The organism is Streptomyces sp. CRN 30 (assembly GCF_034105845.1).
The window spans coordinates 1-12,474 of record NZ_JAVRHI010000574.1 but is presented as its reverse complement, the minus strand read 5'-3'; the positions used below and the strand labels follow the sequence as shown (position 1 = coordinate 12,474).

Sequence of the window (12,474 nt, the reverse complement as noted above, 5' to 3'; positions counted from 1 at the left end):
GGGTCCGGGCGGCGCGCCGTCGCACGGCGGGCCCCCGTCCGGCGGCCGGGGCCGGGACACCGGCTCGGGCGGCGGCGGCAAGCGGCTGACCACCTTCGTCGCGGGCGTGGTCGGCGTCCTGGTCGTCATAGCCGGCGCCTTCTTCCTGCTCAACGGCGGCGAGGACGAGAAGCCCAAGGAGGCCGGGCCGTCCCCGTCGCCCACGGTGACCGCCGCGCAGAACCTGCCGGCGGGCGTCAAGTGCAGCGGCGACCAGTGCACCGGCAAGGACGCCGAGACCATGGGCTGCGGCGGTGACCTGGTCACCACCGAGCGCACGGCGACCGTCGGCACGGCCCTCGTGGAGGTGCGGTACAGCAAGACCTGCGGCACCGCCTGGGGCCGGGTCACGCAGGCCGGCCAGGGCGACGAGGTCCGGGTGAGCGCGGGCAAGGCCGAGCAGAGCGGCGCGGTCGAGACGGCCGGCGAGACCATCGCGTACACGCCGATGGTGGCCGTGGAGAACGCGACGGAGGCCACGGCGTGCGTGACGCTGGCGTCCGGGGAGAAGGGCTGCACCGAGTAGCGCCGCCGCACCGCCGCACCGCTGTACCGCTCTGTACCGCCGCACCGCTCCCCGCCCGGATGGACAGCGCGGTGAAAAACACTCCGCCGGGCAGGCATGACCGTCGCGATCACGGGCACGCGGAGAGTACCCCCACGGGAGTCCGGCGACGGAATTCCCCCCAGGCGGTCGCCTTTCGTCCCCCTCTCCCGGACAGGCGACCGCCTCTTCCGTGTACCGGGTCCGGCGGCGCGCGGTGGGCGGGTCGGCGGCGCGAACCCCCCGGTGGGCGGGTTGTGGGACGGGCCACACGGACCCGGAGGTCCGGGATGCCGGATGCGCGATAGCCTGACCGCTGTGTCGATCTCTTGACGCCAAGAGATCGATCGAACGTAGCGGGGCAGGGACGCCGCCCCACCGCCAGCTGATCTACGGAGAACGCCATGACCCGCACTCCCGTGAACGTCACCGTCACCGGCGCGGCCGGCCAGATCGGTTACGCCCTCCTCTTCCGCATCGCCTCCGGCCAGCTGCTCGGCGCGGACGTGCCGGTCAAGCTGCGCCTGCTGGAGATCACCCCGGCGCTGAAGGCCGCCGAGGGCACGGCGATGGAGCTGGACGACTGCGCGTTCCCCCTTCTCCAGGGCATCGACATCACCGACGACCCGAACGTCGCCTTCGACGGCACCAACGTCGGTCTGCTCGTCGGCGCCCGGCCGCGTACCAAGGGCATGGAGCGCGGTGACCTCCTTGAGGCCAACGGCGGCATCTTCAAGCCGCAGGGCAAGGCCATCAACGACCACGCCGCGGACGACGTCAAGATCCTGGTCGTCGGCAACCCGGCCAACACCAACGCGCTCATCGCGCAGGCCGCCGCCCCGGACGTACCGGCCGAGCGCTTCACCGCGATGACCCGCCTCGACCACAACCGCGCGCTGACCCAGCTGGCGAAGAAGACGGGTTCGACGGTCGCCGACATCAAGCGGCTGACCATCTGGGGCAACCACTCCGCCACCCAGTACCCGGACATCTTCCACGCCACGATCGCCGGCAAGAACGCCGCCGAGGTCGTGAACGACGAGCAGTGGCTCGCGGACGACTTCATCCCGACCGTCGCCAAGCGCGGTGCCGCGATCATCGAGGCGCGGGGCGCGTCCTCCGCCGCGTCGGCCGCCAACGCCGCCATCGACCACGTCCACACCTGGGTCAACGGCACCGCCGACGGCGACTGGGTCTCCATGGGCATCCCGTCCGACGGCTCCTACGGCGTCCCCGAGGGCCTCATCTCCTCCTTCCCGGTCACCACCAAGGACGGCAAGTACGAGATCGTCCAGGGCCTGGAGATCAACGACTTCTCCCGCTCCCGCATCGACGCCTCCGTCAAGGAGCTGGAGGAGGAGCGCGAGGCGGTCCGCTCCCTCGGCCTCATCTGATCCCTCGGTCTCGTCTGAGCCGCGCACGCGTGCGCGCGTGACGACGCCCTACGGGCCCCTTTCCGGTCAGCACCGGGAAAGGGGCCCGTCGGCCGTCCGGCCCGGCAGCCCCCTTCACTCCGGCAGCCGCTTCTCGAACCAGTGCGCCGCGTACACGTGGTCGTCGTACGCCGGGATCTCCGTATAGCCGCAGGCCCGGTACATCGCCTGCGCCTCGGTGAGCGTGGCGTGGGTGTCGAGGCGGACCACGGCGCACCCCCGCTCGGCAGCCTCCCGTTCCAGTCCGCCGAGGAGCCGCCGGGCGAGGCCCAGCCGCCGGGCGTCCGCGTGCACCCAGACGTGCCGGATCTCCCCGACGTCCGGCGCCGGCCGCCGCAGCGCGCCGCAGCCCACCGGCCGGCCCTCCTCGTACGCGACCAGGAAGGCCCCGGCCGCCCCCGACACCTCCTCGGGCCCGACCAGGTCGGCCCGGTCGAAGCCCTCCGGGAAGCGGACGTCGAGTTCGTCGGCGTACGCCGCGAGGCAGGCGCGGGCGTCCGGGTGGTGGCCGTCGATCCGCTCCACGGTGACGGCGGCCAGCCGCAGCAGCCGCCGGGTGGTGGCCATCGCCTCCGTCAACCGGTCCCGCTGGGACGGGTCCAGGCCGCGCAGCAGGTCCGTGGCGAGCGCGTCGGCCCGCCGGTTCTGCTCGGCCACCTCCGCGCGTCCGGCCGCGGTCGCCGCGACCGTCCGCACCCGGCTGTCGCGGGGGTCGGTGCCGAGCCGGACCATGCCCTGCGCCCGCAGCGACGCCACCATGCGGCTGAGGTAACCGGCGTCGAGACCGAGCCGGCCGCGCAGCTCCCGCAGGGTGGCACCGGTGCCGCCGCCGGCGATCTCGTACAGCAGCCGCGCCTCACCGAGCGGGCGGTCCTGGCCCAGATAGTGGTCGTCGAGGACGCCGATACGACGGGTCAGATAGCGGTTGAAGCCGCGCAGCGCCGTCACATCGGCCGTGCGCACGGAATCGGCGTCCAGGTCGGCGTCCAGGTCGGCGTCGAGGTCGGCGTCCATGTCTTTGACCCTAGTCAGACATCGCCGCCGCGGCCATCCCCGCGCGCCGTCGGCCGCCCTATGCTGTCCCCCTGCGCAGTGACGTACCGCAGTGACGTACCGCACTTTCGGCCATCGATTCGGCATGCGAACGGGCGACCGGGGCAGGGCTCCCGATCCCGTGCGTGACACCCGTGTGACCCACGGGCCCTGAACAGGAACGGAAGGCGGAAACCGGGCATGGCGGACGAAACGCGAACCCAGGTGGCCGACGACGCGGAGGGCGCGCGCCCCACCGTGCATGTGGCGGGCAGGTGGCTGCACGCGGCCTCGGGCGCCGTCCGGGAGATCATCGACCCCGCGGACGCCCTGCCGTTCGCCGTGGTCGCGGAGGGCGACGAGAAGGACGCCGACCTCGCGGTGGCCGCCGCCCGCCGCGCCTTCGACAAGGGCCCCTGGCCGCGCACCCCGGTCGCCGAACGCGCCGCGCTGCTGCGCCGCGTAGCCGGGCTGCTCGGCCGCGACCGGGAGCGGATCGGCCTGCTGGAGAGCCGCGACGCGGGCAAGACCCTGGAGGAGGGCCGGGTCGACGTCGACTGCGTCGCCGACGCCTTCCGGTACTTCGCCGACCTCGTCGCCGCCGAGGCCCCCGGCCGGGTCGTCGACGCCGGTTCGCCCACCGTCCACAGTGTCGTCGTGCACGAGCCGGTCGGCGTCTGCGCGATGATCACGCCCTGGAACTACCCGCTGCTCCAGGCCAGTTGGAAGATCGCCCCGGCTCTCGCCGCCGGCAACACCTTCGTGGTCAAGCCCAGCGAGATCACCCCGCTGACCACCGTCGCCCTGGTCGAGCTGCTGCTGGAGGCGGGGCTGCCGGAGGGCGTCGCCAACCTCGTCACCGGGCCCGGCCGCACGGTCGGCGCCCGGCTCGCCGACCACCCCGACGTCGACCTGGTCTCCTTCACCGGTGGCCTGGCCAGCGGCACCGAGGTGGCGAGGGCCGCGGCGGCCACCGTCAAGAAGGTCGCCCTCGAACTCGGTGGCAAGAACCCCAACGTCGTCTTCGCCGACGCCTGCGCCACCGACGAGGGCTTCGACACGGCCGTCGACCAGGCCCTCAACGCCGCCTTCCTGCACAGCGGACAGGTCTGCTCCGCGGGCGGCCGGCTCATCGTCGAGGAGTCCCTGCGCGAGCGCTTCGTCACCGAACTCGCCCGCCGCGCCGAGAGGATCCGCCTCGGCCGCGGCACGGAGGACGGCGTCGAGTGCGGCCCGATGGTCTCCGGGCAGCAGCGCGAGAAGACCGAGCGGCACGTCGCCGACGCCCTCGCCGAGGGCGCCGTCCTGCGCTGCGGCGGCAAACGCCCGGCCCCCACCGCCGTACGCCCCGAGGCCGGTTACTTCTACGAGCCGACCGTTCTCGACCACTGCCACCGCGCGATGCGCGTCGTACGGGAGGAGGTCTTCGGACCCGTCCTCACCGTCGAGACCTTCCGCACCGAGGACGAGGCGGTCGCCCTCGCCAACGACACCGAGTACGGGCTCGCGGGCGCCGTGTGGACCGCCGACGCGGGCCGTGCGCGCCGGGTCGCGGGCCGGCTCCGCCACGGCACCGTCTGGATCAACGACTTCCACCCCTATCTGCCGCAGGCGGAGTGGGGCGGCTTCGGCAGGAGCGGCACCGGCCGTGAACTGGGCCCCGCCGGGCTCGCCGAGTACCGCGAGACCAAGCACGTCTACCAGAACCTCGCGCCCGCACCCGTCCGCTGGTTCGCCGGCTGACCCGCTGCCCTTCCTTCCCTCCCGTCCCCGCCCCACCTGGAGTACGCCCCATGCCCCAGAACGGTCATGTCCATGATTACGTCGTCGTCGGTGGCGGCACCGCGGGATCGGTGATCGCCTCCCGCCTCACCGAGAACGCCGACACCACCGTCGCCGTCATCGAGGGCGGCCCCAGCGACGTCGGCCGCGACGACGTGCTGACCCTGCGCCGCTGGATGGGCCTGCTCGGCGGAGAGCTCGACTACGACTACCCCACCACCGAGCAGCCGCGCGGCAACTCCCACATCCGGCACAGCCGGGCCCGCGTCCTCGGCGGCTGCTCCTCCCACAACACGCTCATCGCCTTCAAGCCGCTGCCGTCCGACTGGGACGAGTGGGAGGCGGCCGGCGCCCGGGGCTGGGGCGCGGTGCAGATGGAGGCGTACTGGGCGCGGCTGCTCAACCACGTCGTCCCCGTGGACGAGAAGGACCGCAACGCCATCGCCCGGGACTTCGTCGACGCCGCGCACAAGGCGCTCGGCGTCCCGCGGATCGAGGGGTTCAACCAGAAGCCGTTCACCGAGGGCGTCGGCTTCTTCGACCTCGCCTACCACCCGGAGGAGAACAAGCGCTCCTCCGCGTCGGTGGCGTACCTGCACCCGGTGATGGACTCGCGGCCCAACCTCACACTGCTGCTCCAGACCTGGGCGTACCGGCTGGAACTGGACGGCGACCGCGCCGTCGGCGTGCACGTCCGCACCGAGGACGGCGAGGAGATCCTGGTCCGCGCCCGTGAGGAGGTCATCGTGTGCGCCGGTGCCGTCGACTCGCCCCGGCTGCTGCTGCACTCGGGCATCGGCCCGCGCGCCGACCTCGAAGCCCTCGGCATACCCGTGACGCACGACCTGCCCGGCGTCGGCGAGAACCTCCTCGACCACCCCGAGTCGGTGATCGTCTGGGAGACGCACGGACCGATCCCGGACAACTCCGCGATGGACTCCGACGCGGGCCTCTTCGTGCGCCGCGACCCCGGACACGCGGGCCCCGACCTGATGTTCCACTTCTACCAGATCCCGTTCACCGACCATCCGGAGCGACTGGGGTACGAGCGGCCGGAGTTCGGCGTCTCCATGACCCCGAACGTCCCCAAGCCGAAGAGCCGCGGCCGCCTCTACCTGACCAGCGCCGACCCGTCCGTGAAGCCCGCTCTGGACTTCCGCTACTTCACCGACGAGGACGACCACGACGGCCGCACCCTCGTCGACGGCATCCGCGTCGCCCGCGAGGTCGCGAAGACCGAGCCGCTCGCCGGCTGGCTGGGGCGCGAGGTCTGCCCCGGCCCGAACGTGCTGAACGACGCCGAACTGAGCGAGTACGCCCGCAAGGTCGCGCACACCGTCTACCACCCGGCGGGCACCTGCCGGATGGGCGCCGCCGACGATCCCCTCGCGGTCGTCGGCCCCGACCTGCGCGTCCGCGGCCTGAGGGGCCTCCGCGTCGCCGACGCCTCCGTCTTCCCGACCATGCCCGCCGTCAACCCGATGATCGGAGTCCTCATGGTCGGCGAGAAGGCCGTCGAACTGATCGGCGAGAGCACGGCCGGCCCGAACGCCGGGACGGCGGCCGGGGGTGACGCGCGATGACCACCGTCTCCGAGGCGCAGGCACACGAACCCGCCGAGCGGCCCCCCGTCTTCTCCGTCACCGGCCTGTGGAAGGTCTTCGGCCCCCGCGCCGACCGCGTCCCCGCCGACCCCGGGCTGGCCGCCCTCACCCCGGCCGAACTCCGCGCCCGCACCGGCTGCACCGCCGCCGTCCGCGACGTCGGCTTCGACGTCCGCAAGGGCGAGGTCTTCGTCGTCATGGGCCTGTCCGGCTCGGGCAAGTCGACGCTGGTGCGCTGTCTGACCCGGCTGATCGAGCCGACGGCCGGCACGATCGCCATCGAGGGCGACGACGTACGCGCCATGGACCGCGCCCGGCTGCGCGCGCTGCGCCGGCACCGTACCGCCATGGTCTTCCAGCACTTCGGCCTGCTGCCGCACCGCACCGTCCTCGACAACGTCGCCTACGGCCTTCAGATCCAGGGCGTGGGCCGCGCGGAGCGGCGCGAGCGGGCCGCCGCCGTCGTCGCCAAGGTCGGCCTCGAAGGACTGGAGCAGCGCCGCCCCGCCCAGCTCTCCGGCGGCCAGCGCCAGCGCGTCGGCCTCGCCCGCGCCCTCGCCGTCGATCCCGAGGTGCTGCTCTTCGACGAGCCGTTCAGCGCGCTCGACCCGCTGATCCGGCGGGACATGCAGGAGGAGGTCGTCCGGCTGCACCGCGAGGAGGGCCGCACGATGGTCTTCATCACCCACGACCTCCAGGAGGCGCTGCGGCTGGGCGACCGGATCGCGCTGATGCGGGACGGACAGGTCGTGCAGCTCGGCACGCCGGAGGAGATCGTCGGCTCGCCCGCCGACGACTACGTACGGCAGTTCGTCCGGGACGTGCCGCGCGAGCAGGTCCTCACGGTCCGCGGCGCGATGCGGCCCGTGGCCGGCGCCGAGGCGGCCGGTTCCGGCCCGGCGCTGCGGCCCGACGCCACCGTCTCCGAGGCGATCGAGGCGGTCGCCCGCGCCGGGACGGCGGCCCGCGTGATGGACGGGGGCCGCTGCGTGGGCATGGTCGACGCGGCGGCGCTGCTGACCGTCGTCGCGGGCACCCAGGACCGGGCCGGGGCCGTCCGATGACCACCGCCGCCGCGCCCTCCGCCCCGCGTCCCGCCCTGCCCGGCGTCCTGCGCCGCCGCCCCGTCGGCAAACTGCTCGTCCTCGCCGTCGCCGCCGCGGTCCTCGTCCCCCTCGCCCACGCCCGGGGGGCCGGCGGCACCTGGCCCGCCGCCCTCACCGTCGACGTCTCCGGCCCGCTGGACGACGTCAGCGAGTGGATCATCGACAACCGGGACGGCCACCCCCTCTTCCTCTACTTCTTCGGTCACGTCAGCAACGCGATCGTGCTCGCCGTGCGCGGCGTCTACCTCGCCCTCCTCGCCGTCGGCTGGGCGGGTGTCACCGCGATCGGCGCGCTCGTCGCCTGGCGGGTCGCGGGCGTGCGGCTCGCGCTCGGCACGGCGGCGGCGTTCCTCGCCTGCGGCCTGCTCGGCATGTGGGTGCCGACCATGCAGACCCTCGCGCTGATGACCGTGGCGGTCGCCGTGTCGGTGCTGGTGGGCGCCCTGCTGGGCCTGGCCGCCGGTCTCTCCGACCGCACCTACCGCGCCCTGCGCCCGGTCCTCGACACCATGCAGGTGCTGCCCGCCTTCGCCTACTTGCTCCCCGTCGTCCTGGTCTTCGGCATCGGCGTGCCCGCCGCCGTCCTCGCCACCGTCGTCTACGCCGCCCCGCCCATGGCCCGGCTCACCGCCCTCGGCCTGCGCGGCGCCGACAAGGAGGTCCTCGAAGCCGTCGAGTCGCTCGGCACCACCGCCCGGCAGCGGCTGCTGACCGCCCGCGTCCCGCTGGCCCGCGGCGAGCTGCTCCTCGGTCTCAACCAGACGATCATGATGGCGCTCTCCATGGCGGTCATCGCCTCCGTGATCGGCGCGGGCGGCCTGGGCGACCGCGTCTACCAGGCGCTGGCCTCGGTCGACGTCGGCGCGGCCCTCGCGGCCGGCATCCCGATCGTGCTGCTCGCCGTGGTCCTGGACCGGGTGACGGCAGCGGCGGGGGAGCGGCCGGACGACGCGCCGAAACCGCCGGTCGGCCGGCTGTACGCGGCCCTCGCCGTCGCGGCCGTCGCGGCCGTCGCGGTCGCCGGACGGCTCACCGGCCGCCTGGAGTGGCCGGACGCCTGGCAGCTGGACATCGCCGGACCGGTCAACGACGCCGTCGGCTGGATGACCGCCCACCTCTATTCCGGCGTCCCCGTCGTCGGCGGCACCGCCGACTGGGCCGGTCACTTCACCACCTGGGTCCTCGACCCGCTCCGCGACGGCCTGCTCTGGCTGCCCTGGTGGTCCGTACTGCTGATCGTCGCCGCCCTGGCCTGGCTGATCGGCACCTGGCGCACGGCGCTCACCGCCGTGGCGGCGATGGCCGCGATCGGCGTCCTCGACGTGTGGGAACCGTCCCTCGACACGCTCTCCCAGGTTCTCGCCGCCGTCGCCGTCACCCTCGTCATCGGCTTCGCGACCGGCGTCGCCGCGGCCCGCTCCGACCGCTTCGGCCGGCTGCTCCGGCCGGTCCTGGACGTCTTCCAGACCATGCCGCAGTTCGTGTACCTCATCCCGGTCGTCGCCCTGTTCGGGGTCGGCCGCGCCCCCGCCGTGGCCGCCGCCGTCGTCTACGCCCTCCCCGCCGTCGTCCGCATCACCGCCCAGGGGCTGCGGCAGGTCGACCCGGCCGCGCTGGAGTCGGCCCGCTCGCTCGGCGCCACCGGCGGACAGCAACTGCGTCAGGTCCAGCTGCCGCTGGCCCGCCCCGCCCTGCTGCTCGCCGTCAACCAGGGCGTCGTCCTGGTCCTCGCCGTCGTCATCATCGGCGGCCTCGTCGGCGGCGGCGCGCTCGGCTACAGCGTCGTCCTCGGCCTCGCCCAGGGCGACCTGGCGACCGGCCTCGTTGCCGGTGCGGCCATCGTCTGCCTCGGCCTGATGCTCGACCGGGTGACCCAGCCCACCGAACGCCGCGCGCGGAAGGAGAACTGACATGCGTCCGCGTACGACCGTACGGGCCCTGCTGGGCTCGCTGCTCCTGGTCACCGGCTGCGGCGCCGCCGACATGACCAAGCAGGCGTCACCGTTCGCGAACGCGCAGGGTGCGAAGACGGTGACGCTCTCCGTGCAGTCCTGGGTCGGCGCCCAGGCCAACGTCGCCGTCGCCCGCCACCTCCTGGAGCACGAACTCGGCTACCGCGTCGACACCGTCCAGGTCGACGAGGTCCCCGCCTGGGACGCGCTCAGCCAGGGCCGCGTCGACGCCATCCTGGAGGACTGGGGCCACCCCGACCAGGAACAGCGCTACGTCGACGACAAGAAGACCATCACCCCCGGCGGCGACCTCGGCGTCACGGGCCACATCGGCTGGTACGTGCCGACGTGGTTCGCGAAGGAGCACCCCGGCGTCACGGACTGGAAGAACCTCGACGAGTACGCCGACCGGTTCCGCACCCCCGAGAGCGGCGGCAAGGGCCAGCTCCTCGACGGCTCCCCGTCCTACGTCACCAACGACAAGGCCCTCGTGGCCAACCTGGACCTCGACTACCAGGTCGTCTTCGCCGGCTCCGAGGCCGCCCAGATCACCCAGATCCAACAGTTCGCGAAGGAGAAGAAACCCTTCCTCACGTACTGGTACACCCCGCAGTGGCTCTTCGAGAAGGTCCCCATGACCGAGGTGCGGCTGCCGCCGTACGAGGAGGGCTGCGACGCCGACCCCGCGAAGGTCGACTGCGCCTACCCGGTCACGCCCCTGCAGAAGTACCTCAACGCCGACTTCGCGCGGGACGGCGGCCGGGCCGCGGAACTGCTGAAGAAGTTCCGCTGGACCACCGAGGACCAGAACCAGGTCTCCCTGATGATCGCCGAGCAGAAGCTCTCCCCGGAGGAAGCGGCCCGCACGTGGGTGGACAGCCACGAGCCGGTGTGGCGCCCATGGCTGTCCTGACGGCCGGCGCGGCCGCCCCGGCGGTCAGCGTCCCCGCTCCGGCGCCCGGCCCGGCAGCCCCGCCGCGATCTCGCCGAGCGCCTCGGCCGCGCGCTGCTGGAGCCCGTGCCCGTAGGTGATCCGGGTGGCCCCGAGTCCGCCGAGTTCGGCGGGTGAGGGGCCCGCGCCGGGCAGCGCGAGCACGTTGAGCGGCCCGGACGTCCCGGCCCGCAGCAGCGGCAGCACCTCCACCGGCGCCGCGATGGGATACACGCAGTCGGCACCCGCCGCCACGTACGCCGCCGCCCGCTCGATGGCCCGGTCCGGGTCGGTGACCCCGTGGATGAAGGTGTCGATCCGCGCGTTGACGAAGAGCAGGTCCCCGGCCGCCTCCCGCACCGCGGCCAGCCACTCGGCGTGCGCGCGGTGCTCCTTGAGCCGCCCGCCGGCGGAGTCCTCCAGGTTGCAGCCGACCGCGCCGGCCTCCAGCAGCCGCTCCACCAGCTCCTTCGGCGCCAGCCCGTACCCGTCCTCGACGTCCGCCGACACCGGCACCTCCACCGACCGCGCGATCCGCGCCACGGCCGCGAACATCTCACCGGCCGGTGTCGCGCCGTCCGCGTACCCGAGGGACGCGGCGATCCCGGCGCTGGGCGTCGCCAGCGCAGGGAACCCGGCCCGCTCGAAGACCCGCGCGCTCGCCGCGTCCCACGGCCCCGGCAGCACCAGCGGATCGTCCGCCACCCGGTGCCGGTGCAGGGCACGGAACCGGGCGGCCGCGCTCACCACGCCACGCCCCCCGCCGGGATGCGCCGGGCCACCATCAGCCGGTTCCAGCTGTTGATCGCGCCGATCAGGGCGAGAAGGTGGGCCAGCCGCTCCGCGTCGAAGTGCGCGGCGGCCGACTCGTACACCGCGTCCGGCACGAACCCTTCCGTCAGGACCGTCACCGCCTCGGTCAGCGCCAGCGCCGCCCGCTGCCGCGCGTCGAAGACGTCGTCCCCCGCCTCCTCCCAGGCGGCCAGCAGATCCAGCTGCCGCTCCGGCACGCCCTGCTCGCGGGCGATGCCCAGATGCATGTCGAGGCAGAACGCGCAGTGATTCAGCTGCGAGGCGCGGATCTGGACCAGCTCGGCGAGGGCCGGGTCGCCGAGGCCCTTCTTGGCGGCGGCGCCCACCGCCTGGAGCGCGGTGCGGACCCCGGCGTCCAGGACGGTCGTACGGGCCGTCACGCGTGCTGTCCCGGCGTGTAGTGGCCCGGCGTCATCCGGCAGGTCACACCGAACCGGTTCCAGGCGTTGATCACCGTGATCGCGGCGATCAGCTGCGTCAGCTCCGCCTCGTCGGGGAAGTGCTTCGCGGCCTTCGCGTACACCTCGTCCGGCACGAAACCGTCGGTGAGGACGGTGACCGCCTCCGTCAGCTCGATCGCCGCCAGCTCCTTCTCCGTGTAGAAGTGCCGCGACTCCTCCCACGCGGAGAGCTGGAGGACGCGCTCCACGCTCTCGCCCGCCGCGAGCGCGTCCTTGCTGTGCATGTCCAGGCAGAACGCGCAGTGATTCAGCTGCGAGGCGCGGATCTTCACCAGCTCCAGCAGCACGGGGTCCACCCCCTTCCGGGCGGCGGCGTCCAGCCGGACCATCGCCTTGTAGACCTCGGGGGCGTGCTGCGACCAGACCAGCCGGGGCGGGTGCTCCTCGGCGTACCCGGCGGTGTTCTCGGTGTTCTCGAGGTAGTCCATGAAATGGAGCCTAGGAACGAAGCAGCCCACGGGTATGGTCCACTCCCATGGCAGAACCCTGGGCCACTTACGGCATCGACCTGCACGTCGAACCGGCCGGCCCCGGCCTGCGGCGCGGCCTGACCGAAGCCCTGCGCGAGGCGGTCCGCACCGCCCGGCTCGCCCCCGGCACCCGGCTGCCGTCCTCCCGCGCCCTCGCCGCCGACCTCGGCATCGCCCGCAACACCGTCGCCGACGCCTACGCCGACCTCGTCGCCGAGGGCTGGCTCACCGCCCGGCAGGGCTCGGGCACCCGGGTCGCCGACCGCGCCCCCGCCGCCCCGCCGGCCGACCCGGCCCCCCACGGCCG

Annotated in this window: 12 protein-coding genes; 8 read left to right on the top strand and 4 right to left on the bottom strand. The window is 73.7% G+C overall.

The window, feature by feature from the left end:
- Both UW392_RS66805 and UW392_RS66800 read left to right on the top strand, forming a co-directional pair.
- Window positions 1-565 (top strand): DUF2690 domain-containing protein (locus UW392_RS66805; RefSeq protein ID WP_320785229.1); only part of this gene is annotated, 565 nt, incomplete at its 5' end.
- Between the two features lie 422 nt (window positions 566-987).
- On the top strand, window positions 988-1,977 hold the full coding sequence (locus tag UW392_RS66800; protein ID WP_320785228.1) for a malate dehydrogenase: 990 nt from the start codon (window positions 988-990) through the stop codon (window positions 1,975-1,977).
- Window positions 1,978-2,091: 114 nt separating this feature from the next.
- Here the strand turns inward: UW392_RS66800 and UW392_RS66795 are convergent, their stop codons facing one another.
- Window positions 2,092-3,030, bottom strand: coding sequence for a helix-turn-helix domain-containing GNAT family N-acetyltransferase (locus UW392_RS66795; protein WP_320785227.1), 939 nt, complete (start codon window positions 3,028-3,030; stop codon window positions 2,092-2,094).
- 219 nt (window positions 3,031-3,249) lie between these two features.
- Here UW392_RS66795 and UW392_RS66790 point away from each other — a divergent pair, with 219 nt between their 5' ends.
- From UW392_RS66790 to UW392_RS66770, 5 genes are read left to right on the top strand one after another with little or no spacing between them, the layout of a single operon-like run.
- Window positions 3,250-4,791, top strand: coding sequence for an aldehyde dehydrogenase family protein (locus UW392_RS66790; RefSeq protein ID WP_320785226.1), 1,542 nt, complete (start codon window positions 3,250-3,252; stop codon window positions 4,789-4,791).
- Between the two features lie 50 nt (window positions 4,792-4,841).
- Entirely contained in the window at window positions 4,842-6,413 is a 1,572-nt protein-coding gene (locus UW392_RS66785; protein WP_320785225.1) for a GMC family oxidoreductase, read from the top strand.
- Window positions 6,410-7,498 (top strand): betaine/proline/choline family ABC transporter ATP-binding protein, encoded by a 1,089-nt coding sequence (locus UW392_RS66780; protein WP_320785224.1) that lies wholly within the window; start codon window positions 6,410-6,412, stop codon window positions 7,496-7,498. Before UW392_RS66785 ends, UW392_RS66780 begins: the two co-directional genes overlap by 4 nt.
- Window positions 7,495-9,450, top strand: a complete 1,956-nt coding sequence (locus tag UW392_RS66775; protein ID WP_320785223.1) for an ABC transporter permease — start codon at window positions 7,495-7,497, stop codon at window positions 9,448-9,450. The genes UW392_RS66780 and UW392_RS66775 overlap by 4 nt, the downstream gene beginning before the upstream one ends.
- A 1-nt stretch (window position 9,451) precedes the next feature.
- Window positions 9,452-10,405, top strand: coding sequence for an ABC transporter substrate-binding protein (locus tag UW392_RS66770; RefSeq protein WP_320785222.1), 954 nt, complete (start codon window positions 9,452-9,454; stop codon window positions 10,403-10,405).
- Window positions 10,406-10,429: 24 nt separating this feature from the next.
- On the opposite strand, the gene UW392_RS66765 is transcribed toward UW392_RS66770, so the two are convergent.
- The 3 genes from UW392_RS66765 to UW392_RS66755 are packed head-to-tail and all read right to left on the bottom strand — an operon-like array spanning window position 10,430 to window position 12,125.
- The gene (locus tag UW392_RS66765) at window positions 10,430-11,170 is read right to left on the bottom strand and encodes an isocitrate lyase/phosphoenolpyruvate mutase family protein (RefSeq protein ID WP_320785230.1); all 741 of its coding nucleotides are present in this window, start codon (window positions 11,168-11,170) and stop codon (window positions 10,430-10,432) included.
- Window positions 11,167-11,616 (bottom strand): carboxymuconolactone decarboxylase family protein, encoded by a 450-nt coding sequence (locus UW392_RS66760; RefSeq protein ID WP_320785221.1) that lies wholly within the window; start codon window positions 11,614-11,616, stop codon window positions 11,167-11,169. Before UW392_RS66760 ends, UW392_RS66765 begins: the two co-directional genes overlap by 4 nt.
- Entirely contained in the window at window positions 11,613-12,125 is a 513-nt protein-coding gene (locus UW392_RS66755; protein ID WP_320785220.1) for a carboxymuconolactone decarboxylase family protein, read from the bottom strand. Before UW392_RS66755 ends, UW392_RS66760 begins: the two co-directional genes overlap by 4 nt.
- A 47-nt stretch (window positions 12,126-12,172) precedes the next feature.
- On the opposite strand from UW392_RS66755, the gene UW392_RS66750 reads away from it, so the two are divergent.
- Window positions 12,173-12,474, top strand: a 302-nt coding sequence (locus UW392_RS66750) for a winged helix-turn-helix domain-containing protein (RefSeq protein WP_320785219.1), incomplete at its 3' end; no start/stop codon positions are given.